Consider the following 26,684-nt stretch of genomic DNA (forward strand, 5'->3'; position numbering starts at 1 on the left):
GTTTTAATAGCAGTATGGCAATATTCAAGGGATTTTGACTAGAGCCATAGGAAATACTATTTTCATGTTTTGAGTAATAGGATACAAAGATCGTAAAATTACTGTGGACAATTTCAGGTTAAATAGTTATTGAAGGTACTTACTAAAAAAACGTTCAGCAAAACGGCTAAATCCTGGTACCCGCTGATTCCGCCCGCGTAATGCATTCAATATCAACCATATACTGGCTAAAAAATAGCCAGATGTCAAAAAGCCATTGAGAATCAGCAGACGTAGCGTGAAGAATCCGGAAGTCTCTGCCCCTGTTCCCAAAAAAAAGTATCCGACAATCCAAGTCAGTGCCAAAGTAATAGACAAGCGGCTGGCTGTCAATTGTTCCCGATTACCCTGCCGGGTATATAGTGTCCACAAAGAGGGAAAAAATCCCACAACCGGAATCAAATATAAAAGTAACTGAATGCTGGATGTCCCAGAGTCCTCGCTACGCAAAGACGAGGCTTCTAAGTCAACTTCGTGGAGGTACCCGTCCTCTGATTGTTGCCCCTCTAACTTATTATCTAAGGAGTTATAAAACTGTGATTTTTTCAATCGACGATTTTTTTTCATTTAATTTCGTGCAATCCTATGCAAGACAGATGAATCAGGTCGTTGAGTCAGAGATAATAGATTTAGTGAAACTACGAGGAATCTCCTCCAAGTTCATAAAAAAAATATATTTACTTTTATCCCGCAATTAGTAGATGCAGACACGCAAGCTCCTCAACTGGTGGCAAACACTAACACCGATAGTACGATTACTGGCAATTGTATTATTTGTACCGCTACTTGTGTTAAATGGATGGGCAATTTCGTCCATTTTCGATTATTTTCATTCCCTCATAGTTATTTTGGTTGGAGCGTCGGTATTAGCTTTTCTGCTTAACTATCCTGTAATTTGGATGGAACGTCAGGGTGCCCGACGCGAACAAGTTTCCATACTAGTATTTTTACTGGCTTTATCAATTTTACTAGCATTAGGGGTGACATTGTTCCCTCTGGCGCTAACACAAGCACAACAATTAGTGGCTCGAATTCCGGAGTTAATTGACTCTGGGCGATCGCAATTAATGCTGCTGAACGAAAAAGCTGAGGTTGTGGGTTTACCAGTTAATTTGGATGCATTGGTAGTTCAAATTAACGATCGTGTTAAGGGACAGCTGCAAGCGATCGCAGGTCAAGTTTTGAACCTGGCGGTCATTACTTTTACCAGCATACTTGACTTTTTGCTGACGATGGTGCTGACTTTTTATCTCTTACAGCACGGACCAGAATTGTGGCAAAGTTTGGTAGATTGGTTGCCTGCTAAATTCCGTGAACCCTTTTCGCAGACTGTGCGCTTGAGTTTCCAAAATTTCTTTATCACCCAGTTAATTGTCTCAATTTGCATGGCTTCAGCCCTAATTTCAACTTTCCTTTGGCTGAAGGTGCCATTCGGGCTGCTTTTTGGTTTGACAATTGGAATTATGGCACTTGTTCCCTATGGGGGTTCGGTGGGAATTATCCTCACAACTTCTTTGGTGGCACTTCAGGATTTTACAATGGGGGTGAGGGTACTAATTGCGGCGGTAATCGTTCAGCAAATCCTAGAAAACTTGATTGCACCGAGAATTTTGGGTAGTTTTACTGGACTTAACCCTGTTTGGTCTCTAATTTCGGTTCTCACAGGTGCCCGCATTGCGGGATTATTAGGTGTAATTCTCGCTGTCCCCAGCGCTGTTGTGATCAAAACTATTTTAAGCTCGATTCGGCGTGGTAGTGGTTTAGATATTGGTGAAAGTGTAACTGTCGAGGTGGCTGCACCAGAACCATCTTCGCAATCAGCAGTGGTCAAAAATCCTCCACCTCTACCTTCTTGATGATTCAGCCTAAAGATTCAAGACGCGGAACACCTAAGAACACCCAATTAGTCAAAACCCTCCAACAACAAACTAGTACAGCTTGGCGCAAATAAGGCAAGCATACTCTACGAGAAGCCGCTACCCTAGCGGGAACGCTAAGAGCGAACGCGTCTACAAAATGGCTAAAAAGCTCATATAAACATCTTTATTCCTTCTGCCTCCTGCCTCCTGCCTCCTGCCTTCTTGTACTAGCTAGGATCAACAATTGAACCCATAAACAAAATACTTCCAGTTTGATTGTCGCGGATACAAGTAAAGAAGGGACGATTAATCACCATCTCGAATGGTTCTGGTTTTATGATGGCAGATGTTGCCCTAATACCCACTGAAGTGACTGCTGCTGCCTCAGTTCCTTCTTCGTTAACTTCTACAAAGGTTTTGTGTTTAACTTCGCTAATTGCTAAGTTTTTGCCAATCCCGGAAAAATCAGCTTTATTGCCAAATGCTTCACCCATTCCCAAAGTAACTAAAGAATCTTTGAGATCTATTTCATAATCCATCTTGAAGCGCGGTAAACTGACGCTGCCATCACGGGTACTAAATTGATTCATCCATTTTTCCCAATTCTCAGCATTCAAAGTTTGGGCAAAGGTTTGGAGATTTGATTTTTCTTTGGGGAGAAAAGCATAAAAACTCACTTTGCCATCTTTCCCGTAAGGCAGACTCACAGCTTGAAATTCGTCAGTTTCTAAATATTTATACTCGCCCTTTTGCGACATCAGAGGATGTTTTTTTGCTTGCCCTGATGCTAGGTAAAATTGAGACTCAGTGGTTTGTTTAGCATCAAAGGCATTTGTCCAACTACCCTTGAAGTAAATGGCATTAATCAAGAACATTGCTTGGTTAGGGTCAATTGCGTCAACAATTTTCTCTATCTTACCCTTGGTATTTTCTCGCACCCAACCATTAATAATATCTAGTGTATCAGCACTACTAAAATCAATATTTGATACAACTGCCTTGTAAAAATCTCGATTGCGCTGGAGAAAATCAGCTTTGAAAGCCACTTGCTGATTTGCCCAAAGAGAGTTAGCGATAGTTAACTGTACCTGAGTATCGGGATTTTCCAGTAGTGATTTCAAAGCCGCGTTGGAAGAGTTGATTTGCTGTAAGTTCAACCCTTGCAACTCCAATGCTTTTACCATTGCTTGTTGGGTTTTGCCCTGAGCGCCATTGTATGTCATCGCTAGTGCGATCGCTACACTGGATGGAGAGATAAATATATTTTCTTCTTTATTCTCTTGATTAATTTCTGAAAATAATTTAAAACCGAATTTTGTATTTGCTGCTACTAATTTAGGATCTAAATTCATATTTGGTTTTGGTATAGGCAACTCACTATTGGGTAAACGCGACTCTGCGAAAGCACCAGAACCACTATTAAGCTGCGAACAGCCTAAAACCCCCATCAAAACTACACTGGTGGCTGCCAAAGCGTAACGTCTCCCCAGACTTACACCATAACGTCTTTGGCGAAAATTCTCCCCAGCCTGACTAAATTTCTGCTTCATGGTGTCACCTTGTCCCCTAAAGTCTTTAATGTGACTATGACATTAAAATCAATATGACTGTTAGTCGGTTACAGTTTTGGCAACGAACACTATCATAATTGAAAACTTTGTTATCTCGTGAAAAGAAGAAGCCCAAAGAGTGATCTTTGGAATCCCCACCTACTACTTCGCAGAAGCAAGCTACAACGAAGTAAGGTGGGGAGGATGTCAACTAGTACAGCATGGCGTAAATAACTAGACCGTTATTTGACCATGAAAGGCTCAGTAATAAACGGCTTTCCCCCACTGCCTACTCACTACTGCCTTGAGGTACTAGAAGACATTTGTGAAGAATTAGCGCTAACAATTAGCAATTAGATAATATACATATCTTGTGGAATGGGTATCTTGCCCGTTAATCTAATTTGTACAGGCAGGATGCCTGTTCCACAAAATAAAAACTTGCATTTTATTTAATACCCATTCCTAAATCACTTTTGATCCATTCCCACAAATTTATTTTGGAAGTGTCATCTCATCCACCTTCAGATTAAATTGACATACTCACCGTCCTAAAGGAGCGGGGAAACACTTGACACTTCACTGACTGATGCTACCAGGCGATAGTAGTCTTACTCTGTCTCTGTGTCCGTTTAGAGTCGTGGCAATGCCCTATCCCGACTTTGTTTATATTTTTTGCTGCATTCTCGTCTCGGTCGTGTTCAGTGCCACAATTTAAACACTGAACCTTCCTAACTTTTAAATTGAGTTTGCCCCATTTATAACCACATTCTGAACAAACTTGGCTTGTAGGTTCCCATCGACTTATAACGTGAAAATCTCGGTTAAGTTTCTCAGACTTCCCTTCACACAAAGTCCTAAATTCTCTCCACCCTTCCTGACTAATCGCTCTAGATAGTTTACGATTTTTAACCATCCCAGATACGTTTAAATCTTCCAAAACAATAGCTTTGTTTTCACTCACTATTTTGGTAGATAGCTTATGCAAGAAGTCTTTACGGGTATCGGCGATTTGATTGTGCAGTTTTGCAATCTGAATCCGAGTCTTATTTCTTCGTTGTGAGTCTTTCGGTTGTCGCACCAACTTCTTTTGAAGTTTACGAATTTTCTTATCTAAGAATGAATAATCTGGGCTTTCAGCTTTTTCACCATTACTCATTACAGCAAAAGTTTTGATTCCCAAATCAATACCAATACTTTGGTTTTTAGCATCAATATTAACAGGCTCAATCTCTACTACAAAGCTGAGTAAATAGCGATTAGCACAATCCTTGATTACTGTTACCGAGCTAGGCGATGACGGTAATTCTCTAGACCAAATTGGTTTAACATTACCAATCTTAGCTAGATAAACCTGCTCCCCTTGAAGTGAGAAACCTGTTTTTACAAAACGGGCTGACTGTTGATTAGTTTTCTTTTTAAACTTTGGACTGCCTACTTTTTTCCCTTTGCGCTTTCCTTTGAGAGAATCGAAAAAGTTCTTATAGGCTACTCCCAAATCTGCAACTGACTGTTGCAACGCGACACTGGACACCTCAGATAACCAAATACGTTCATCAGTCTTTTTAGCTTGGGTAATCACCAACTTTTGCAAGTCGTTGTTACTCGGCAGTTTTTCCGACTGTTTACAAATTGCCAAGGCATCGTTCCAGACTACCCTAACGCAACCAAACAACTGAGCTAAACTCTGCTGCTGTTGCTCTGTTGGATAGAAACGATATTGATACCTGGCTTTCATGATTTGGCTTTATGTGGCATATATATTAGTATACACATACATGCAGGATATGAAAATGACTTTTCAGAAAAAACATAAATTAGGTTTTACCAGCGAAAACCCTTTAGATGCAAGTCCTATTTGTTTTAGAGGTAGAATTGGACAAAAAGATGCACTAAAAGATGTTCCTGACTGGCAAAATAAACTGAGAGATTACATTGATGAATTAATCAATAAAAAGCCGTCCTAGAAGGACGGGGCTTTAAACCCATTATTTTCGGTAAAAGATTGTAGAGAAAATAGATAAGAATTATCCCAAAGTATTAAGTTATATTTATTAACTTTGGCAACATTACTTTCCTGAAAGGGGAAGTTTTGCGAAGATGAGAAGCGTTGAGCAATTTGATCGATTGTGCATTTTTGTTCTGTAGGTAATTCAGCCTACTGAAACTATAAATACCGCATAATCGCACTGTAGTTTTATCATTCCCAATTTCTCACACGTTATCAAATATCATTGTTGAATCTCAAAGGGAGAATACATAAATGAAATTAGCTTACTGGATGTATGCGGGTCCTGCACATATTGGTACATTGCGAGTTGCCACCTCTTTTAAAAACGTCCATGCAATTATGCACGCTCCCTTGGGTGATGATTATTTTAATGTGATGCGTTCGATGCTGTCACGGGAACGCAATTTTACTCCGGTGACAACAAGTGTAGTAGATCGGAATGTGTTGGCGCGGGGTTCACAGGAAAAAGTTGTAGATAATATCACCCGCAAAGATGCTGAAGAACATCCTGATTTAATTATTCTGACTCCTACCTGCACCTCTAGTATTCTCCAAGAAGATTTGGCGAATTTTGTGGAGAGGGCATCGATTGATACAAAATCAGATGTGATGCTGGCGGATGTTAACCATTATCGGGTGAATGAATTACAAGCTGCGGATCGGACTTTGCAGCAAATTCTGGAACTATATATCGAAAAAGCGCGGAAAAAAGGCGAACTACCCACAGCTAAAACCGAAAAACCCTCAGTTAATATCATTGGTATTTCTACTCTGGGTTTCCACAATCAACATGATTGTACTGAGTTGAAAAAACTCATGGCTGATTTGGGTATTGAAGTTAACGCGGTGATTCCTGAAGGTGCCTCTGTTCACGAGTTAAAGAATCTACCGCGTGCATGGTTTAATCTTATACCTTACCGCGAACTAGGTGTGATGGCGGCTGAATATTTGGAAAAAGAATTTGGAATGCCTTACGTAGATACTACACCCATGGGTGTAGTGGAAACAGCTAGATGCATCCGTAAAATTCAGCAGGTAATTAATGCTCAAGGTGCTGATGTTAATTACGAAGGGTTTATTGAACATCAAACCTTAAATGTATCCCAAGCTGCATGGTTTTCACGTTCCATCGATTGTCAAAACCTCACCGGGAAAAAAGCCGTTGTTTTCGGTGATAGTACCCACGCAGCGGCAATGACAAAGATTTTAGCGCGGGAAATGGGTATTCATGTGGTTTGGGCAGGAACCTACTGTAAATACGATGCTGATTGGTTCCGCGAACAAGTTGGTGAATATTGTGATGAAGTTATTATCACCGAAGATCACGCCGCAATTGGAGATGCGATCGCACGGGTGGAACCATCGGCTATTTTCGGTACTCAAATGGAACGTCATGTTGGTAAACGCTTGGATATTCCTTGTGGTGTGATTGCTTCACCCATCCACGTTCAAAATTTTCCCATCGGTTACAAGCCATTTTTAGGTTACGAAGGCACTAACCAAGTTACTGATTTGGTGTATAACTCCTTCACCTTGGGAATGGAAGATCACCTGTTAGAAATATTTGGTGGACATGATACCAAAGAAGTAATTACCAAAGGTATTTCGGCAGAATCGGATTTAAGCTGGACAAAAGACGGTTTGGGAGAATTAAACAAGATTCCCGGTTTTGTGCGGGGTAAAGTGAAGCGCAACACCGAAAAATTTGCGCGGGAAAGAGGATTTAAAGATATCAATGCCGAAGTTTTATATGCTGCGAAGGAATCAGTAGGTGCTTAATCAGTTAACAGGGAACAGATAACAGTTAAAAAACACCATCTGTTGAAAATTGTAAGGGCTAACGGTTGTTAGCCTTTCCTTTTTAATTTTTGGCTCGCTCAAATGATTTCCCCGGATGCGGCGGATACTTTAAACCATGGGCTTATAATGGCGTAAGTTATGACTGCTGGGCTAAATCAAAGAAAGCATGACGATTGAATCTAACTCATCCCATTACGAAAATCCTGAATCTCTCTCGGAAGACAATTTGCAACCTGATGATTTTGATGGTGCTAGTGATTTAATTCCAGATGGATTAACTACACAACAGGCTTTAGCTGCGATATCATCGCTACAATCGCCGAAAAATACCACTGCAATGCGTCAATCACGTTCTTTATTTAAAGGACATTCTAGTAATGCTGTAGTGGTGAAACCCAGAGCATTTTTGTTGCTTCTGGTGGCGGTATCGCTGATTTTTGCGGGGATTATCATTAATAATTGGTTAATTGGGGCAATTGGAACTGTTCTTACACTAATTTTGTCCCTAGCAATGCTGCTACCATGGCTGACTGAAGTGATTAGTGAGTGGTTTTCACCCCAAGATAGAGCAGTTTTTGTGGGTTTTTTCGGATTAATTGCCTCTATTATCGGCATAGTTCGCTTCACTGGTATTGGTGATGATATTCTCCGCTGGGGAAGGAGAGTAAATTGGGAAGCATCAGGAACCTTGGCTGAATGGTTTGGTGCGTTAGGACAAATTTTCATTGCCGTGATTGCTGTTTACGTAGCTTGGAGACAGTATGTGATTTCCAAAGACTTAACGATTCAGCAAAATTTACTTACCGTCCAACAAAATATTATTACCCAACAACAAACCATCGATTCCTATTTCCAAGGGGTTTCTGATTTAGTCTTGGATGAAGAAGGGTTACTGGAAGACTGGCCCCAAGAAAGAGCGATCGCAGAAGGACGTACAGCCGCTATTCTCAGTAGCGTTGATGGGAATGGGAAAGCTAAAATTATCCGCTTTCTTTCGCGTTCAAAACTACTCACGCCGTTAAAGCGCGATCGCCATCTCGGACGAGCCATACTAGATGGTAGTGGTGGATATGCTGAAGATCGCCTTACCGGCTTGCGTGTGATCGATTTAGGAGTGATGTTAGCAGGTGCAGACCTCAGTGGAACTGATCTCCGCTGGACAGATCTTTCAGAAGTGAATCTAGTTCGTGCAGATCTAAGTGGTTGTGACTTAGTTAAAGCTATATTATCACGCAGCATTTTATATAATTCCGACCTGAGCAATACCGATTTAAACGGAACTTGCTTCTTTTTTGGCTCTGCGGAAACTGCATCACCCCGTAGTCGAACTAAGCCTCCCAATTACCAAACAGGTGAACATACAGGTGCTGTGGTTGAAGATGTTGACTTTAGCAATGCTCAACGGATGTCAGAATCTAGTCGCTACTACTGCTGTGCTTGGGGAGGGGAAAAAACTCGCGGAACCATTCCTGGAGGTTGTGAGGGAATTCCCAATAAATTGGGTAAGTAATTCTGCTCCCTGTTTTATTTAGTCAGATAATCCCAAATCAAAATCAAGTAGATATGAACTAAGTAGATTGCTTATGAAGATATGGTAATTTTTTAGACTTTCTCCAGATCTATATTTGGTCAAAGGTACTATGATCTTGATAACTAGATGTCTAGTGACTATCACTTAAGTTTTAGGTAATTACAGTGCTTTATGTTAATCTAACGAAAGACTCATTACAAATGTAACAGTTCGAGTAAACTGGGTAACTGAATAAGTAAAACTTTCAGATACTTTTACAAAGTCAAGCAAGAATCAAATCCCTTAAAAGCTTGATAAGTCTATTAAGCTGATACAGTGGCGCGATTTACCAATTAAATTGGACTTTATAATTTGTATTAATTCAAAAGTTAATTAACAATACCTTAACTAAACAAATGTTTAGAAAATTAATTTTTCATTTATTAATAATCATTCATGGAGGTATCATGGTGAAACTTGATAGTCTTCAATTACACAAATTTGTATACTCTAAAAAAACTGAGTTTGCACTCAATAAATCTGGTATCCAGAATAAAGCCTTGAGTTGGGTCATGGATGTGAATGAGTCTAGGAGTGTAGCAGAAATAAATGCCACATCTGACACAATCTGCCTCAACTTAGAAAAGCTAAAGTGTTTTGAAGTAGTTAAGAATCAATATCAAGAGTTTGGTATCGAGTTTGAAAACTGTATAGCAATACAGCCTTCTAACCCAGCATTTCCCACACGTTTCAGTTCAATTGTGCTGATGGCTGCACCCAAAAATGGTTTTATGGAGGCAACCTTCACCAGACCAATTTGTGAGTTTAGTGCTTTTGTTACTAGTTCACAGCAACTTGTGCTTTCGGCATATGGACGCGATCGCAAACTGCTAGATCAAAGCACATTGCCCTGTGCAAATCTCAACAACTCTGACTCCAAAAATCTACCCAACACAAAGTTAACAGTCAAAGCCCAGAATATCCAACATATTACTTTCCGTGCATTTGATGGTCAATTTACAATTGATGACCTCAGTTTCTGTTTTTAGGCAATAAACTGTGATTTTTCCAGTAAACCAGCAAAAACCTAATTTATTCGACTCAATTATTCTTAACATTTAGTATCGATAAGTTGAGCAAAGAACTCTTGTAGGTGATATTCTCAGGCTTGTGGTTTAGCTGATTTTTACTGCTGTAATCACGAAAAGAAGAAAAGCTCTGCAAATCTGACCCAAAAGATATATATTATATAGTCTGGTAATCAAGTAGGTAAATACTGTGGCACAGGCTTCGTCTTCTTGGCAGCAATTAATCAACCAAGTACCCAACTGGATGCTTCCAGTATCCAAGATAGGAGCCAAAAAGCAACGAGGTTTAAAACGTTATCGAGAACCAGGAAGAGTTCTGGGGTATTTGACTGTCCTTGTTGCCATGCTGTTATGGAACTGGAAGTTAGTTTTTGCTTTGCTTATTGGCTTTGGAGCCATGGGTTCGGTATATTCAATTCAAGCATCAGACTGGCGACAGCGTTGGCAAGAGTTGAGTAAATTCTTACATCCTCAAAATCGCCGCCTAACTATGGCTGTATTTAGTGGTGCGATCGCATCTACTATGAGTTATATGGCGGTAGCGATTTGGCTACACTCAGATAATGGCTGGGTTGCCAGTGCAGTAATATTACAAGGCTTAGGGACTTTTTTAACCCTAGGTTTATTAGTGTGGCTAACTATAAGTATTTATGGAAACCGGGACGAGCGAGAATGCGATCGCTTAATCTCACAATTAACTGATATTAATCCTCTCAAACGTCTTATTGCCATTCGTCAACTAACAAAGTTACTCAAGAATTCTAGTGTGGATGGGGAAGAAGAAAAAAATATTGCCGAATATTTACAGCTTTTACTCACCCAAGAACAGGAACAAATTGTCAGAGAAGCTGCTTTTGAGGGTTTGCAAGTCTTAGATAGATTAGAGATCACAAAGACTTCACCGCGTAGCAGCAAGACTTCCTCTGACTTAGTAAACCCTTCTAGCGGCAATTTGCCTTTGCAACCGCTGGTAATTAAAAATAAAACTAAGGTTTCGGGTTAGCCAAAACAGCACAAACGTTATCGAATCCTGAAAAGCCCTATAAGTACATAAATAAAAATATTTACATTCATTGAAAGTAACGCGAAGCATCTCTAATCCTTGTGTATAGCCCAAAGGACATGCATTCCTTACCGGACACAAAGAATGCATGTCCTTTGGCTCTGCTTCCATTCCAGATAAGAGGCAGAGCCTAGGTACCAAGTCGATGACACAAAAATTGTATGAACAAAAAGCGTGAAAATCATCTCAAAGTCAACAGCCTACCCCTAGCCCCCTTGAAAAGGCTACGGTGTACACACAAGTATAATCCCATGCCCGCCAACGGTTGAAACCCACCGCAGTCGCTACAACGGGGGGGGAACCCCCGCAACGCACTGCTCGCCGTCTAATACCTAAAGTCATCTAGAAGATGACTGAATATTTTTGGTTTTTAGTCCATTGAAATGGAATTGTGCTGTGAGACTGGGATTTTCAATCTCAGGCGGAGTGAGAGATTTACCGACTTGTGTTTACACCGTAGCTTGTAAAAGTGGAGAAATGGAATCAAAGTTCCCCTTAAAAAGGGATTTAGGGGGATCTAGAACGTTTTGCTACCGACATGAGGACTTTTCAAACATCCTCTAAGTTCTGATTGGTAAATAATCATAGGAACTTGATAATACATCACCATTTGATGAATATTTGATAAAGTTAATCACGAGCAAACAGTTAGAAATAATAGGTCTAAGATTGCGAATAGAAATGTGTTATTCGTTCTGCAAATAATGAAACCAATAATTTTAGGTATTTATCTATACTAATAATCTAATTTACTTGAGAAAATGAAAACATTTACATTTGTTGCCTCAACAACAAATATAACCTTTCAAAATGTTTTTATAATTTTTCCTAAAAAACATTATTAGTGTTACTCATAAACTACCTATATATTCCAAAATTTTGCAGCTTCAGAATGAATTTCACGTATCAAACTATAGAGAATAAAAATATATTCTCTAGTCTTGAGATTCTAGTATTTAGTACCTGATTTTCACCTATGACGTTTCTGAAAAACTCTGTAGTATCCAAAATATTTGCATTAGATAAATTAAACAGTATCTTTATCTGGCAAGGAGTTCATCGATAAAGTACATTATTTAACATCTCGAAAGTCCTTATTTATTGATAAATATCTGATCAACGAAAAGATACTGATATTTTTTCCTTGGTAGTCAATTACAACCCGTCATAATCCTAAGGGGCTTCCAAGTAAATAATTATCCAATTTTTTATTGTGAAACAGAGAGAAGTTGGCGGTGTCGGTTTCCATCCCGCCAAACTACCCTACGGGAAGCTGCGCTACGGAGCATCCGTGCCTCTGTTTTCGGGCAAGACTTCGGCGTGAGTGCTCAGTCCTTACCTCCGGTACACTTCGTTCCGACAGGCTCAGGAACCATCGAACGCTACCCAAACCACAGGATATTTTATTTGCTGTAAGTCCCTAACTCACATACTTCAAACAACATTAATTTAGATATCCGTTGATTTATGTGAGGAAAATTTTTGTTCAGACGATACTTATTTATTTTGGGTTGTTGGGTGTTTTCAAAAACCTGTAGTCACCATAGTTTCATTAGCAAAACTCACACCAACGGGCAACAAAATCATGTCGAGGTCGCCAGACGAATCAAGAACAGGCGAGCAGCCACGCGGAAAATCAGAAGTTTCTTGGGGCGTTGCTGTCTTCGTACCGTTATTAATTGCAGCGGGAGTATTATCTATTGCCAAATGGCAGCAGCTCACAAATGTGAATGACAAACCTGTGCCTGTAAGTTCAGTTGCATCCAGTATTAATGCTTTAGGACGTTTGGAACCTAAGGGAGAAGTGATCAGGTTATCAGCACCCACTGCTGGTGTTGATGCTGCTTCACGGGTTGAACAGATGTTAGTCAGGGAAGGTGAACGTGTTAAACAGGGGCAAATTATTGCAGTTTTAGATAATTTTTCTCGAAATCAAGCTGCTGTAGAAGAGGCAAAAGCCAAGGTACAGGAATCACGGGCAAATTTCGCAAATGTCAAAGCTGGTTCGCCACGAGATATCCAAGCGCAAAATGCAGTTATTGGACGTTTGAAAGCACAATTAAGGGGTGAAGCTGATTCTCAACAAGCGACAATTAACCGTTTGCAAGCGCAACTCAAAGGTGAACGAGTTAGCCAAGATGCCACAGTGAAGCGGTTACAAGCGGAATTGGGAGGACAAACAGATAGTTTGCAAGCAACAGTATCCCGCACCCAAGCTGAAAGACGCAATGCTCAGTCAGAATTTGGTCGCTATGATAAATTATTTCGGGAAGGGGCAATTTCGGAACAGGAGCGGGATAGAAGAAGATTAAATGCGGAAACTAGTGGGCAACAGGTAGCAGAAAGTGAGGCTAATCGCAAAAGAGCGATCGCTACTTTACAGCAACAGGTAGCAGAGGCAAGGGCAAATCAAGCCAAAACCATCACCACTCTAGAACAGCAGATTATAGAAGCTCAAGCTAACCGCACGAAAACCATAGCCAGTTTGCAGCGACAAATTGATGAAGAAGCCGCTAAATTTAACAAAATTCGGGATGTCAGCCCTACAGATATCCAGATAGCACAGGCACAAGTCAGCAATGCGATCGCAAATCTTCGCCAAGCCGAAGCCCAAATCAATTTAAGCTATATCAAAGCCCCAACTGCTGGTGAAGTTCTCAAAATTCATGCCAAACCCGGAGAATCCATGACTGCTGAGGGAATCGCCGAAATTGGACGCACGGATGAGATGTTGGTGGTTGCAGAGATTCCTGAAGATAATATTGGAAAAGTCCGTCTTGGACAAAAAGCAATTATTACCAGTGATAACGGGGCTTTTAGCGGACAATTACAAGGAACTGTCACCGAAATTGGTCGCAAAGTTGGTAAAAAAGACGTACTGAATACAGATCCCGCAGCCGATGTTGATGCCAGAGTTGTGGAAGTTAAAATCGCTCTACCCAGCAAAGAAAGCGAAACTGTTTCTGGTTTAACATTTGCCAAAGTATTAGTTCAAATTGCAATTTAAAGGGCATAGTTAATCACTAATTCCTGACTCCTAATTCTCAAATTTAGAATCTCTACATGATCCGTAAAATACCTTTAGCATGGTTGCAATTAACACGCGAAAGAACTCGTTTAATTGTGGCATTAGCTGGAATTGCCTTTGCTGACATTTTGTTGTTTATGCAGTTGGGTTTTCAAGACTCACTGTATTACAGCAATGTCCGTTTTCATACTAGTTTGCAAGCGGATATTGTCTTAATTAGTAATCAGTCTAATTCTTTAATTTCGATGAAAAGCTTCTCTCAGAGGCGTTTGTTTCAAGCTTTGGATATTAAGGAAGTTGACTCTGTTCACTCTATCTATGTAGATATTACTAGCTGGAAAAACCCTACTACAGGCAGCACCCGAAATATTTTTGTGATGGGATTTAATCCCGAAAGAAATATATTTAATCTACCGGGTGTCGCTGAAAATCTCGACAAAATCAAGTTAGCCGATGTGATTTTGTATGACCGTTCATCTCGGTTAGAATTTGGTCCTATTGCTACAGATTTTACCCAAGGAAAGATTGTTACGGCTGAAGTTCGACGACGTAAAGTTAAAGTTGGAGGACTTTTTACATTAGGTGCTTCCTTTGGTGCAGATGGCAATATCTTAACTAGTGATACTAACTTTTTAAGGATATTTAATAATAATCGGCAGCCTGGATTAATTGAAGTTGGGGTAGTGCAATTAAAACCAGGAAGTAATGTCCTCCAGGTGAAAGAGGTATTAGAAAAATATCTATCTGACGAAATTAGAGTATTTACCAAACAGGAATATATCGACTTTGAGCGAGATTTCTGGGCAAAAAATACAGCAATTGGTTTTATTTTCACCCTAGGGGCAATTATGGGTTTTATTGTAGGAACCGTAATTGTTTACCAAATTCTCTACACAGAAGTCACCGATCATTTAGGAGAATATGCGACCTTGAAAGCAATCGGTTATACCCATAGATATCTATTAAATGTGATTGTTCAAGAATCATTTATTTTAGCTATTTTAGGATATATACCGGGGTTTGGTTCGGCTCTCTTTCTTTATCAGAAAGCAAGGGAGGCTACTTTATTGCCTATTTTCATGACCTTTGAAAGAGCCATCATAGTTTTAATTTTGACAATTTTGATGTGCTTTCTTTCCGGAACAATTGCAGTTAGGAAGCTCCAAGCTGCCGACCCAGCGGATATTTTCTAATAGTTATTTCTCAGAGTTAAGGATTATGATAGATGAATAGAAAAGAGCCAGTAATTTCCATTAGCCACCTCAATCATTACTATGGTCGGAGTTCACTACGAAAACAAATTTTATTTGATATTAATTTAAATATTTTTCCCGGTGAAATTGTGATTATGACTGGACCATCAGGTTCGGGAAAAACAACCTTGTTGAGTTTGATTGGTGGTTTACGTTCTGTTCAAGAAGGAAGTCTAAAATTCCTGGGGGAAGAACTATACCGTGCTAACCAACAAAAACTTGTAAATATTCGCCGAAAAATTGGTTTTATTTTTCAAGCCCATAACTTATTAGGATTTTTAACTGCTAGACAAAATGTGCAAATGGCAGTGGAATTAGATGATTCTGTTTCTCAACCGGAAGCTGTAAACAGAGCAGAAAATATGTTACGTTCGGTAGGTTTGGCACAAAGGGTAAGCTACTACCCTGATAATCTATCTGGTGGACAAAAACAACGGATTGCTATTGCCCGCGCTTTGGTAAATAATCCTTCATTGGTACTTGCAGATGAACCAACAGCAGCTTTAGATCGTCAATCTGGTAGAGATGTTGTAGAAATAATGCAGCGTTTAGCAAAAGAACAAGGTACTTCTATTTTGTTGGTGACACACGATAACCGGATTTTGGATATCGCTGATCGGATTATTAATATGGAAGATGGTGTTTTATCTCGTGATTCTCAAAATATAGTTTTGAGTATTGAAAGTGGATTTCCTACTGATTTTAAGAAATCTTAAATTGCTATTTTTTCTTAGCCTCTGAGTGGACGATAGCGTTAGGCTGTCGGTTGGTACGAAATGTCACATTTACCCCCTCATTTGATTGTTCCAATACCAGCAATGGGGTTGGTTTTGCCTTCTGATCCCATTGCATGTGGGCAATTCTTCCTTGGATTGTAGGTTGCCAAGTATCATGATCTTCAGCGGGACTGAGGTAAGTTTCGACACAATCAATGATTTGGTTGATGGTTGTGGAAGTAGTTTGAGTTGGTAATTTCATTAACCTAATTTGAATCCGAAACAGAACCCGTTTTATTGTTTGTCCTGTGGTGGCTGTTTCGTATTCAACATCAAAAATTTCATCTATTTGTCGTCCCCCACTATTAGCGATACCGATGATGCCTTGTTGGGCATTATTGGGACGTAGTGCTTGGGTAATTTTATCTTTAACCTTAATTTTAACTTGGTTGACAATTGCATAATGAAATACCTCTTCAGCCATTCGCATTCGCAAATAATCGAGGTTAAAGTCCCTAGAATTGATTAAATCAGGGTTGGTTTCCATTTTGCGAATTGTTTCTAAGGCTAATTTGAATTTCTTCTCTAATTCCTTATTTCGGAATTTTTCAAATCTAATTCTTTTTTTTAATTTGTCGATGCTCAGTTTGCCGTAAATAATTAAAGCAACGGTAAATAAAGCAGTTCCTCCAGCAGTCATAGCCCAAATTTCGGGTGTTGGTGACTTGTTTAAGGCTGGCTGTTCTGATGCTTTATACCCTGGTGATACCTTTGTAACCCTTGTCCCTGAAACTTGGGAAGTTAAAATCAAATGTGACATGGTGGGAAAACCGCAAAACCTCTATTCCTATCATTTTTAGGGTTCCCAGATTCATGCCTAAAAAGGTAGTCTTAGCCAACGGGTTATTGTATCGTTGATGCGATCGCTTAATGTAGAATTACGCCAATTTTGACTCTGACACTGTTCTACTAACCTTCTACCTAGGGGTGTGAGTCGAAAACTATCGGTAATTCCCTGTCCATCCACTTCCCGTCGCAGCACCCCCACCTGAATCAGCCATGCTAAGGCATTATCTGCCGCTAACTCGGAAATGGGGTATTTGGTGTAACCGTTGCTTACACCGTCATTCCCAGTGACTGCATTCATGGCAACACGATCCCTACGCATGGCATCAAACAACGCAAAATTAAAGGGAGAACAAACAAGCGATCGCTCTGCACGTTCCAGGATATGCTGAGGAAAAGTTAGGGTACTTGGGGTTGAAGAATCAGCGAAAGGCATATTTATCACGGAGTTGGGGATTTAATCCAAATATTTTTATTTTCTCAAAAAAAACCCAGTTTATTTTTCTGGGTTTTATTTATTGTAAAGTATTGTAAAATCACAATCAGTAATCTTGAAACAGGGAATATCAATTATGCCTTTAGCAGTTGGTTCCAATGCCCCAGCATTTACCGCCAAAGATACCAACGGAAATACTATTTCTTTGTCTGATTTCAAAGGCAAAACTGTAGTTCTATATTTCTACCCCAAAGATGACACACCAGGTTGTACCAAGCAAGCTTGCAGCTTCCGGGATGCTGAATCAGAATACAAGAGTAAGGATGTTGTTGTTCTAGGTGTCAGTGTTGATGATGAAGCTTCACACCAGGCTTTTACCCAAAAATATAACCTTAATTTTCCCCTTTTAGCAGATACTGATAAAAGCCTAGTTAAAGCCTTTGATGTTGATGGTGGTGGTTACGCTAAACGCGTAACTTTTGTTATTGATAGCAACGGTAAAATTACTCATGTTGATGATGCTGTTTCTACAGCAACCCATGCAGGTGATGTTTTAGCCGCATTAGGTTTGTAAATAAACCTAGAACCCCGGCTTATTTAAAAAGTCGGGGTTATGAGTAAACTAACGATTACGAAACTTACACTGTAGAGAATTAAATAGATTTTTTGCGTCTTGTTTTGCATTCTGACCACTACTTAATATCGCTACAAAATATCGCTGTCTCTCAACGACAACAGAACCTTTATAAGTTATAGCAAATTTACTTACAGAGCTATTGCTAGCTACTTGCTTTAATTGTCCTTCCTTAATTGCGATTACTGTTGGTAACTTACACAGTGTATTATTTTCTGAACGAGAACTATTGACAACAAAATTATCTTCTTCGCCTAAAAAAGCACCATCAAGTACCTGATTAATATCATCTTCACTCATTTGACTATCATTAACAATCCTGGCAGCAAAAAGTTGCAAATCTGGTTTTTTCTTTCCATCACTCACCAGTGCAATTTCTGCTCCTGCAATTTTAAATCCTAGCACCCCTTGGGAACCACCAGGAAACTTGTAATCTATGATGCTGTCGGCAAATAGCTTTGCCCTCTCCGGTTTAAAGGCATTATTGGTAAACTTCAACCCTAGTCCAATAGTACCTGTAGCGGCGAGTGCGATCGCACTCAAGAACACAGCCGCTATTTCCCATATACTTACTGGATATTTGATGTTCTTTAATTGAGGATTTTGATTCATTTGACAACAACAAAGAGTTTTAATAAATAACAATCATTGAGCAGATTAATACAAATACATATCTCAAACATATATTTTTAAAAATTTGATTCAGCTATTTTTCAATCTAAATCAACACCTAAAAAACGATCTAAAAATTTACTTCGCCAAATTATCCGGATCACCAAACACCATTCTAAGGCAATTAATCCCAGCCATAAACAATTAATTGGCGATAAAGGAGCTAATTCAAAAAACTCACGAATTGGCGGAATATATAGAATCAGCAAATAAACTACAATTAAAATTCCTGATAAAATTGTATAACGCCAATCTCCACTTAAAGGTTCTGAAGCTACCCAAGCTGTTGTTGGTGGTTTGAGAAAAGGAATTAATAGTAACTCACAGAATACTAAAATCGTCACTAAAGCGGTGCGAGGAGAATCATAACTCACCTGATGCATTCTGGCAGTGGGAGGCAAATCTATAATTGCATCAATTAAGTAATATAGATACACCATCAAAGCCACTAAAGTTATTGTGATAGTTGCCGGGAGAATAAAATTCAGAATTGAACGGATCATACTACGTTTTGGCTGTTCTCCAGGTTGCGCCCAAATTGGAATAAATGTAGTTGGTAAACCGACCCCAATTAGGGTTACAATTGCACTATGTTTATTCATCAATGGGAAACTATCAGTCACAATTGCTGTAGCAAAAATCAGTAACGAAATACAAGATAGACGCACCATAAATAGTTTCATCACATCCCGAATTCCATTTCTAATTCTTTGCCCTTCTAAGAAAGTATTCGGTAAGGTGTCAAAGGAATCTTTGAGGAGAACAATATCTGCAATACCTCTGGTTGCATTACTGCCACTTTCCATCGCAATTCCTAAATTAGCCATTTTTAGTGACAAAACATCATTCACACCATCACCAGTCATAGCTACATAATGTCCTGCATCCCGCAAACTTTTGACAAGTTGGGCTTTTTGCTGTGGTGTCACTCTTCCAAACACGTTATAGTTTTTAGCAGCACTATTAAATTGTGCTTCGTCCATTTCAGCTAATTCTGTACCAGAAATTATCTTAATTTCATCGCTAAAACCAGCTTGAGAAGCAATTGCCGCGACAGTTTTGGGATTATCTCCAGAAATAATTTTGAGAGTAATTCCAGCTTTAACAAAACCTTGCAATGTTTCCTTAACTCCAATGCGTAGTTGATCATTAAAAACTAGAATACCTAAAGGAATTATATTTTCGGGTAACTGAGGAATATCAGGATCTTCAATAATTGCATCGGGAGTCCTGGCAAATAGCAATACCCGTAAACCAGCTTCTATTTTTTGTTGAATATAATCATAATTTTTAGCATCCAATTGGATCTTATCTAATATTTTTTCGGGAGCAGATAATATATAGGTTTCGGGATCCTTCTCACCATTAAACGTGATTAAACTCCACTTGCGATCGCTTGAGAAGGCAACCTCAGTTACAGTCGGCTTTTGATAACCAGGACAACTCAGCAAAATTGCTTCATTAGTCTTATTTCCACCCTTCGTAGTGGCAGCATAGTTACCTAATTTAGACCGCAAATCACTCTCACAAATATCTATTGGGATAATTTCCTGGAGATTAAGTTGATTACTTGTTAAAGTTCCCGTTTTATCTAAGCATAATACATCAACATTACTTAAAGATTCCAAAGCATTAGTTTGTTGGATGAGGATATTTTGTCCAAACATCCTCACTGCACCTGTCACATAGGAAATAGTAATAGCAATTAATAAACCAGCCGGAATCAAACCAGCAATTACAGCTGCTCTTTGAATAATTTCATTTAAAGATTGAGAACGAATAAAAAAACTAATAGTAATTAATATCCACAAAAAACAAGCGATTAAGAGAAAAACTCGAATAATCAAATTTATCTCCATTTGCAGAGGTGTATAAACTTGGCGAAACTCCCTTGCACCCACCATTAGCTGATAGGCAATCGTATCCACACCCACTTTCTTGGCTTCATAACAAACACTCCCACTTACACAAAAACTACCTGAATAAACAGGTTTATTTTCTACTTTCGGAATTAAGTCAGATTCCCCAGTTAATAATGATTCATCTACCTCAATTTTCCCCTCACCTACCACCTCCCCATCCACCAGAATCTGATCACCAGGACGGAGAATTAAAATATCTCCCAACACGATTTCTGCAGGTTCAATTGTATGTTCCTCACCATCACGAACTACAGTGGCTACAGGGCGAGTCAGCAAAGCAATTTTTTCCAGCTTCTGTTTTGCCCAAATTTCCTGAACAATCCCAATAATGACACCACTGAAGACAATAGAAGCAACAAATATGGCATCTGTAGGTCGTCTTAGAAATAGGAAAATAACACTAATGGCAAAAAACACCGCATTTACAAACGTAAACAGATTTTCGCGGAAAATTTGCGTATAAGAACGACTAGTAGGTAACTTAGCATTATTGCTCTCACCAGCCAATTGCTTGGCTTTAACTTCCTTAAGACTTAAACCTTGTATCTTTGTCATCAGCTTCATTTCTTTACAACTTGGTGGTATATTCGGCTCAAAAGTCTTTTAATATAAGGCTTTTACCATAGTTTCCCAATCACAGCAACATTTTCGTGGCAAATTGGATAATCGGCTAGAATTTGGATTCCTAATCCATAGCTGTTAAACCACCTGAGATGAAAAAAACAATTGTCATATTCTTAGTCACAATCATTACCTATATCAGCTTTGTACCACCTATAACCGCACGGATTTCTGACTTACAAGATTTACCAGATCAAAATCAAACCAGTCAGGAACAACTTTTGTACCATGTAAAAGTACCCAATACTCGTAAAATTATGACTATTAATCAAGGTTTAACATATCCACAAACTCGTAAAAGCGAACAAACTGATAATTATCATGGTATCCAAGTTGCTGATCCTTACCGCTGGTTAGAGAATCCTGACTCCCCAGAAACCAAGACTTGGGTGGAAGCACAGAATAAATTAACCAATAGCTATCTCAATCAAATCCCCGCTAGAGACAAAATTAAGCAGCGTCTCACCCAACTTTGGGATTATGAAAAATATGGTACCCCTTTTAAATCGGGAAATCGTTACTTTTTCTTTAAAAATAATGGCTTACAAAATCAAAGTGTACTTTATACTCTGAAGAATCTAGATGATGAACCAGAAATTTTAATCGATCCAAATAAACTGTCAGAAGATGGAACTGTATCGCTTGCTGGTTTATCAGTTAGTGAGAATGGTGAACTAATTGCCTATGGTTTATCGGTATCTGGTTCTGATTGGCAACAGTGGAAAGTCCGCAATGTTGAAACGAAAAAAGATTTAGAAGACAACTTAAAATGGATTAAATTCTCTGGTGCATCATGGACGAAAGATCACAAAGGATTTTTCTATAGTCGCTATGATGAACCTAATGAAAAGACTAAATTAGAGGCAGTTAATTACTATCAAAAACTCTATTATCATAAAATTGGTAATCCTCAATCGGAAGATACATTAATTTATCAACGTCCTGACCAAAAAGAATGGGGTTTCAATGGTTCTGTAAGTGAAGATGGTAAATATCTCCTAATTTCTGTATGGTTAGGAACTAGCCCAAAAAACTTACTTTTCTACAAAGACTTAACCAAAAAAGATGCCGAAGTTATTGAACTAATTAATGAATTTCAAGCCGATTTTAGCTTTATTGATAATGATGAAAGTATTTTTTACTTCCGCACAGATTTAAATGCACCTCGTGGACGGATTCTTGCCATTGATACAAAACATCCCGAAAATAGTAATTGGCGGGAAATTATTCCTCAAAACCAGGAAACACTAACAAGTGCGGGAATTATTAACCATCAATTTGTAGTTGACTATCTCAAAGATGCTCAAAGTCAAATCAAGATTTTTGATTTACAAGGGAAATTTATTCAAGAGGTGAAATTACCAGGAATTGGTTCCGTTGGTGGCTTTAATGGCAAACGGAGTGATACGGAAACTTTTTATAGTTTTACCAGTTTTACAGTTCCAGGGACTATTTATCATTACGACTTTAAAACAGATAAAAGTAAAATTTATCGACAGCCAAAAGTAGATTTTCAGCCAGAAAACTACGAAACAAAACAGGTATTTTATGAGAGCAAAGATGGGACAAAAGTTCCCATGTTTATTACCCATAAAAAAGGCATCAAATTAGATGGGAATAATCCCACCTATTTATATGGTTATGGTGGTTTTAACGTTTCCCTAACTCCCAGCTTCTCACTGAGTAATTTAGCATGGATGGAAATGGGAGGTGTATATGTCAGCGTCAACCTACGTGGTGGTGCCGAATATGGAGAAGAATGGCATCAAGCAGGAATGAAACACCAAAAGCAAAACGTATTTGATGACTTTATCGCCGCAGGCGAATGGTTAATTAAGCATAAATATACCAGTTCTGGGAAACTAGCGATCGCTGGTGGCAGCAACGGGGGATTATTGGTGGGTGCTTGCATGACGCAGCGTCCAGATTTATTTGCTGCTGCATTACCTGCTGTGGGTGTCATGGATATGTTACGCTTCCACAAATTTACCATCGGTTGGGCTTGGACTTCCGAATATGGTTCATCTGAAAATGCCGAGGAATTTAAAACACTATATGCTTACTCACCCTTGCATCAACTAAAACCAGGGGTAAAATATCCCGCAACATTAATTACCACAGCAGATCATGATGATAGGGTAGTTCCCGCACATAGTTTTAAATTTGCTGCTACACTCCAAGCTATGCACAAAGGTAGTAACCCAGTTTTGATTAGAATCGAAACTAAAGCTGGACATGGTGGAGGAAAACCCACAACTAAAGTAATTGAGGAAGCGAGCGATAAATGGGCATTTTTGGTTCAGAATTTAGGAATGGAATAATGCCGAGTTGTTTTTAATAGAATTATTAGAAATGTAGAGACGCGATACATCGCGTCTTTCGACAGTTTCGTAGACAATAGGACTTACGCATTGACAAAAAAGGCAAAATATAGTTGCAGGTAAAACCAGGTTTGTTGTAGGGGTTTAGCACTGCTAAACCCCTACTGCGCGGCTTTACATATCAATTTAATAAAACCTTGGAATGACCTATTTTCACAGGATGCATTACATGATTAATTTGTACAGTGCGTAAGTCCTAGACAACATAAATATTAATTATCTTTGACAACAGTTAAAAATTTGTGATTTTTCTCAGTTAGTTATGTTGGGTTCCACTTCGTTTCATCCAACCTTATATAAAGATTGCGTTCGCGCAGCGTTCCGTAGGAATATCGCAATACTAATACCTCAGAGCATCGCACCAATGAAACTATCATCTCGTTACAGTGCGATCGCATTTTATCGATTGTGATTATGGAACAGCAATACTCTTTCGCTGATTTCATCTTACTTGAAATTTTATAGTAATTATCGTAGCGACGCTTTTGATGCTCAATTTCAATTTATGATAAGCGATACCATAAAGAATCTCTGCTTGAGTGATTGTCGTAGTAAACAAATCAGTTAAAGATTGTTGAACAGCCCAATTACGAACTATTTCAGATTTTTTGGGCTTCATTAATTCTGACAAGACATTTGTATCAAGAATAATCATTCTTCAAATGTTGAGACGGCGCGGATAGGTTCCCTCTTAAATTCAGGTAACTCAAAGTCTCCCAAATTCGCAAAACGCTGCTTAATTATAGTAGCTATATTTGATGTATCTTCGTTATTTTCTGTTAAAGCAGAGCGAAGAATTTCTCTAGCTTCTTCTTCAAGAGAACGACCATGTTTTTCGGCTTGTTTTTGTAGACGATATTTGATGTCATCATCTAGATTAGAGATAGTTATGTTAAAGATTTTCAAAGTTAGCTTCTCCACTTTTTGAATGCTTTAATTTTAGCGTAGGTCAGACCTAGCCAAGGCGAAATATCGCATAACACCACCACAGAGCATCACACCAATGAAACTATCATTTCGCTAAAATCGCTAAAATTGCCAAAATATAGTTCCAAACAAATTCCCTGGATATCTACTTTGCTCATTGTGTATTTAAAAGTGTAATCCTTACTTCAACCGCCAAATTTTGATGGTGTAGTCATCACTACCACTGACAAGGGTTTTGCCATCTGGGCTAATGGCGACGGAATTAACTGGGCGGGAATGCCCTGTGAGGGTGCGGATTTGCTGTCCTGTTTCCAGATTCCACAGTTTGATGGTGCCATCATAACTACCACTGACAAGGGTTTTGCCATCTGGGCTGATGGCGAGGGAAATAACCCAGTCAGAATGCCCTGTGAGGGTGCGGATTTGCTCTCCTGTTGCTAGATTCCACAGTTTGATTGTCTTGTCAAAACTAGCACTGGCAAGGGTTTTGCCATCTGGGCTGATGGCGACGGACTTAACTAGGCCAGAATCCCCTGGGCCGTAATGCCCTGTAAGGGTACGGATTTCCTCTCCCGTTCCTAGATTCCACAGTTTGATGATTCCGTCAGAACTACTACTAGCAAGGGTTCTACTATCTGGGCTGATGGCAACGGACTGAACAGAGCGAGAATGCCCTGTGAGGGTGCGGATTTGCTCTCCTGTTACTAGATTCCATAATTTGATGGTCTTGTCCTGACTACCACTGGCAAGGGTTTGGCTATCTGGGCTGATGGCGACAACTAAGTCAGATTGCCCAGTAATGGTGCGAATTTGCTCTCCTGTTGCTAGATTCCATAATTTGATGGTCTTATCACGACTACTACTGGCAAGGGTTTGGCTATCTGGGCTGATGGCGACAGACCAAACTAAGTCAGAATGCCCAGTAATGGTGCGGATTTGCTCTCCTGTTACTAGATTCCATAATTTGATGGTCTTGTCCTGACTACCACTGGCAAGGGTTTTGCCATCTGGGCTAACGGCGATGGAAGTAACCCCTTTAGAATGCCCTTTGAGGGTTCTTTGTAATAAAACTCCGCTTGGTATGCTGGTATTTATAGATATCGGATTAGTTGGAAATAAGCCATAGCGAACATAACCATATATTTGAGTTCCAACTAATGCGATCGCAGTACCCACCAGTAATATTTTTCTGAAATTAAAATTTTGTTTGGATAGCTTTTTTAATAATCTTTGTGGTGCTGCTAATATTGATGCTAGTGAATGAGGAATTACTGTAGAAGCTAAAGGTAATACTGGGGTTGCAATTACTGGCTGGAAATTCAAATCTTGTAAAACTTCCCCAACCGACTGATAGCGCTGCTGATATTCTTCCTGCAACAATTTATCCAGAATTTGCCCCAATTCTTCACTCACTGCTTGCTGTAAATGCTGTCTCCAATTCCTCACCCACCCATAACCTTGACTTTTCCACAATTGCCAAGGATGAATTCCACTCAATAAATGAAAGCAAGTTGCACCCAAACTATATAAATCGCTGGCTGGATAAACTTTTCCATCCTGCATTTGCTCCAACGGTGCATAACCAAAGGTACCAATTGTTGTTCCTTTTGCTGTCATCACTGTTTTTGTCAGTTGCTTGGAGGCACCAAAGTCAATTAAAACAATTTTGCCATCTCCACGCTGAATTATATTATCTGGCTTAATATCTCGATGAATTACCTTTTGTTGATGTACAACCTGGAGAATACTTAACAAATCCTGCAATAAATCCCGTATCTTTCCCTCGCTGAAAGTTCCTTGCTGTTGCAGTTGTTTGAGTAAATTCTGCCCATCGATAAACTGCTGCACCAAATATAAACGACTATCTTCTTGAAAATAAGCCAACAAAGTGGGAATTTGTGGGTGTTCTCCTAACTGTTGCAGTCTTCTCGCTTCCTGTTCAAATAATTCCGTCGCCTTTTGCAGTGCTGCTGTTTCTTGAACTTGTGGTGCAAACTGCTTGATGACACACTTTTCGTTCAACTTGTCTGTATCTTCTGCCAAATAGGTTTTGCCAAAACCACCACCACCCAAGGATTTAACCGGACGATAGCGATTTCTCAGTATTACTAAGGGAACATGGCAATTAGGGCAATATTCTTCACCATCAGGTACAGGTGGATTATGGCAAGCTGGGTTAAGGCAACAGAGCATAACTGTATATTTACTGGCAGATGGAAGTATTATCAAGCATTTACCAGAATTTTTCAGTAAGATTACTGTTTATTTTTGGATCACTTCGTCATTATCGGCTATGTTCCTTTCATTACAATCAATTTGTTTGTATCA

The 26,684-nt window shown here is 39.3% G+C and carries 20 protein-coding genes and 1 pseudogene; 11 read left to right on the top strand and 10 right to left on the bottom strand.

Annotation, left to right across the window (positions count from 1 at the left end; all coding sequences use genetic code 11):
• Nucleotides 1-126 precede the first annotated feature (126 nt).
• On the bottom strand, nucleotides 127-606 hold the full coding sequence (locus CAL6303_RS05085) for a hypothetical protein (RefSeq protein ID WP_015196768.1): 480 nt from the start codon (nucleotides 604-606) through the stop codon (nucleotides 127-129).
• 134 nt (nucleotides 607-740) lie between these two features.
• Between CAL6303_RS05085 and CAL6303_RS05090 the strand changes: the two genes are divergently transcribed.
• Nucleotides 741-1,895, top strand: coding sequence for an AI-2E family transporter (locus CAL6303_RS05090; RefSeq protein WP_015196769.1), 1,155 nt, complete (start codon nucleotides 741-743; stop codon nucleotides 1,893-1,895).
• 230 nt (nucleotides 1,896-2,125) lie between these two features.
• Here the strand turns inward: CAL6303_RS05090 and CAL6303_RS05095 are convergent, their stop codons facing one another.
• Nucleotides 2,126-3,448 carry a serpin family protein gene (locus tag CAL6303_RS05095; protein ID WP_015196771.1) on the bottom strand — a complete coding sequence of 441 codons (1,323 nt, stop codon included), beginning with the start codon at nucleotides 3,446-3,448 and terminating at the stop codon, nucleotides 2,126-2,128.
• A gap of 592 nt (nucleotides 3,449-4,040) precedes the next feature.
• The gene (locus CAL6303_RS05100; RefSeq protein WP_015196772.1) at nucleotides 4,041-5,186 is read right to left on the bottom strand and encodes an RNA-guided endonuclease InsQ/TnpB family protein; all 1,146 of its coding nucleotides are present in this window, start codon (nucleotides 5,184-5,186) and stop codon (nucleotides 4,041-4,043) included.
• Nucleotides 5,187-5,241: 55 nt separating this feature from the next.
• Here CAL6303_RS05100 and CAL6303_RS30670 point away from each other — a divergent pair, with 55 nt between their 5' ends.
• The 8 genes from CAL6303_RS30670 to CAL6303_RS05135 all read left to right on the top strand — a co-directional run bounded on the left by CAL6303_RS30670 (nucleotide 5,242) and on the right by CAL6303_RS05135 (nucleotide 15,917).
• The gene (locus tag CAL6303_RS30670; RefSeq protein WP_015196773.1) at nucleotides 5,242-5,415 is read left to right on the top strand and encodes a hypothetical protein; all 174 of its coding nucleotides are present in this window, start codon (nucleotides 5,242-5,244) and stop codon (nucleotides 5,413-5,415) included.
• 296 nt (nucleotides 5,416-5,711) lie between these two features.
• Nucleotides 5,712-7,238, top strand: a complete 1,527-nt coding sequence (gene bchB, locus CAL6303_RS05105; RefSeq protein ID WP_015196774.1) for a ferredoxin:protochlorophyllide reductase (ATP-dependent) subunit B — start codon at nucleotides 5,712-5,714, stop codon at nucleotides 7,236-7,238.
• A gap of 187 nt (nucleotides 7,239-7,425) precedes the next feature.
• Nucleotides 7,426-8,769 carry a pentapeptide repeat-containing protein gene (locus tag CAL6303_RS05110; protein ID WP_015196775.1) on the top strand — a complete coding sequence of 448 codons (1,344 nt, stop codon included), beginning with the start codon at nucleotides 7,426-7,428 and terminating at the stop codon, nucleotides 8,767-8,769.
• A gap of 467 nt (nucleotides 8,770-9,236) precedes the next feature.
• The gene (locus CAL6303_RS05115; RefSeq protein WP_015196776.1) at nucleotides 9,237-9,818 is read left to right on the top strand and encodes a hypothetical protein; all 582 of its coding nucleotides are present in this window, start codon (nucleotides 9,237-9,239) and stop codon (nucleotides 9,816-9,818) included.
• A 229-nt stretch (nucleotides 9,819-10,047) separates the two neighbouring features.
• Nucleotides 10,048-10,860 (top strand): hypothetical protein, encoded by an 813-nt coding sequence (locus CAL6303_RS05120; RefSeq protein WP_015196777.1) that lies wholly within the window; start codon nucleotides 10,048-10,050, stop codon nucleotides 10,858-10,860.
• A 1,645-nt stretch (nucleotides 10,861-12,505) separates the two neighbouring features.
• Complete coding sequence (locus CAL6303_RS05125) at nucleotides 12,506-13,927, top strand: HlyD family efflux transporter periplasmic adaptor subunit (protein ID WP_015196778.1); 1,422 nt, start codon at nucleotides 12,506-12,508, stop codon at nucleotides 13,925-13,927.
• A 56-nt stretch (nucleotides 13,928-13,983) separates the two neighbouring features.
• Nucleotides 13,984-15,141, top strand: a complete 1,158-nt coding sequence (gene devC / locus CAL6303_RS05130; RefSeq protein WP_015196779.1) for an ABC transporter permease DevC — start codon at nucleotides 13,984-13,986, stop codon at nucleotides 15,139-15,141.
• A 32-nt stretch (nucleotides 15,142-15,173) separates the two neighbouring features.
• Entirely contained in the window at nucleotides 15,174-15,917 is a 744-nt protein-coding gene (locus CAL6303_RS05135; protein ID WP_015196780.1) for a DevA family ABC transporter ATP-binding protein, read from the top strand.
• Between the two features lie 4 nt (nucleotides 15,918-15,921).
• Here CAL6303_RS05135 and CAL6303_RS05140 read toward each other — a convergent pair whose 3' ends face one another.
• On the bottom strand, nucleotides 15,922-16,737 hold the full coding sequence (locus CAL6303_RS05140) for a hypothetical protein (RefSeq protein ID WP_015196781.1): 816 nt from the start codon (nucleotides 16,735-16,737) through the stop codon (nucleotides 15,922-15,924).
• A 57-nt stretch (nucleotides 16,738-16,794) separates the two neighbouring features.
• Nucleotides 16,795-17,199, bottom strand: a complete 405-nt coding sequence (locus tag CAL6303_RS05145) for an Npun_F0494 family protein (RefSeq protein WP_015196782.1) — start codon at nucleotides 17,197-17,199, stop codon at nucleotides 16,795-16,797.
• Between the two features lie 136 nt (nucleotides 17,200-17,335).
• On the opposite strand from CAL6303_RS05145, the gene CAL6303_RS05150 reads away from it, so the two are divergent.
• Nucleotides 17,336-17,773 carry a peroxiredoxin gene (locus CAL6303_RS05150; RefSeq protein ID WP_015196783.1) on the top strand — a complete coding sequence of 146 codons (438 nt, stop codon included), beginning with the start codon at nucleotides 17,336-17,338 and terminating at the stop codon, nucleotides 17,771-17,773.
• Nucleotides 17,774-17,821: 48 nt separating this feature from the next.
• Here CAL6303_RS05150 and CAL6303_RS05155 read toward each other — a convergent pair whose 3' ends face one another.
• Complete coding sequence (locus CAL6303_RS05155; RefSeq protein WP_015196784.1) at nucleotides 17,822-18,445, bottom strand: hypothetical protein; 624 nt, start codon at nucleotides 18,443-18,445, stop codon at nucleotides 17,822-17,824.
• 101 nt (nucleotides 18,446-18,546) lie between these two features.
• On the bottom strand, nucleotides 18,547-20,982 hold the full coding sequence (locus CAL6303_RS05160) for an HAD-IC family P-type ATPase (protein WP_144051004.1): 2,436 nt from the start codon (nucleotides 20,980-20,982) through the stop codon (nucleotides 18,547-18,549).
• A gap of 323 nt (nucleotides 20,983-21,305) precedes the next feature.
• Between CAL6303_RS05160 and CAL6303_RS05165 the strand changes: the two genes are divergently transcribed.
• A complete protein-coding gene (locus CAL6303_RS05165; protein ID WP_041740278.1) occupies nucleotides 21,306-23,369 on the top strand; it encodes a prolyl oligopeptidase family serine peptidase in 2,064 nt (687 codons plus the stop codon).
• Nucleotides 23,370-23,895: 526 nt separating this feature from the next.
• On the opposite strand, the pseudogene CAL6303_RS05170 reads toward CAL6303_RS05165, so the two are convergent.
• From CAL6303_RS05170 to CAL6303_RS05180, 3 genes and pseudogenes are all read right to left on the bottom strand, one after another.
• Nucleotides 23,896-24,084, bottom strand: a pseudogene (locus CAL6303_RS05170) (PIN domain-containing protein); the annotation flags it as partial.
• Nucleotides 24,081-24,329: a FitA-like ribbon-helix-helix domain-containing protein gene (locus CAL6303_RS05175; RefSeq protein WP_041740280.1), complete on the bottom strand. Its 249-nt coding sequence runs from the start codon at nucleotides 24,327-24,329 to the stop codon at nucleotides 24,081-24,083. The gene CAL6303_RS05175 and the pseudogene CAL6303_RS05170, both read right to left, overlap by 4 nt.
• A gap of 207 nt (nucleotides 24,330-24,536) precedes the next feature.
• On the bottom strand, nucleotides 24,537-26,549 hold the full coding sequence (locus tag CAL6303_RS05180; RefSeq protein ID WP_015196789.1) for a serine/threonine-protein kinase: 2,013 nt from the start codon (nucleotides 26,547-26,549) through the stop codon (nucleotides 24,537-24,539).
• Between the last annotated feature and the right edge of the window lie 135 nt (nucleotides 26,550-26,684).

The sequence above is a fragment of the Calothrix sp. PCC 6303 genome, assembly GCF_000317435.1.
Classification (GTDB): domain Bacteria; phylum Cyanobacteriota; class Cyanobacteriia; order Cyanobacteriales; family Nostocaceae; genus PCC-6303.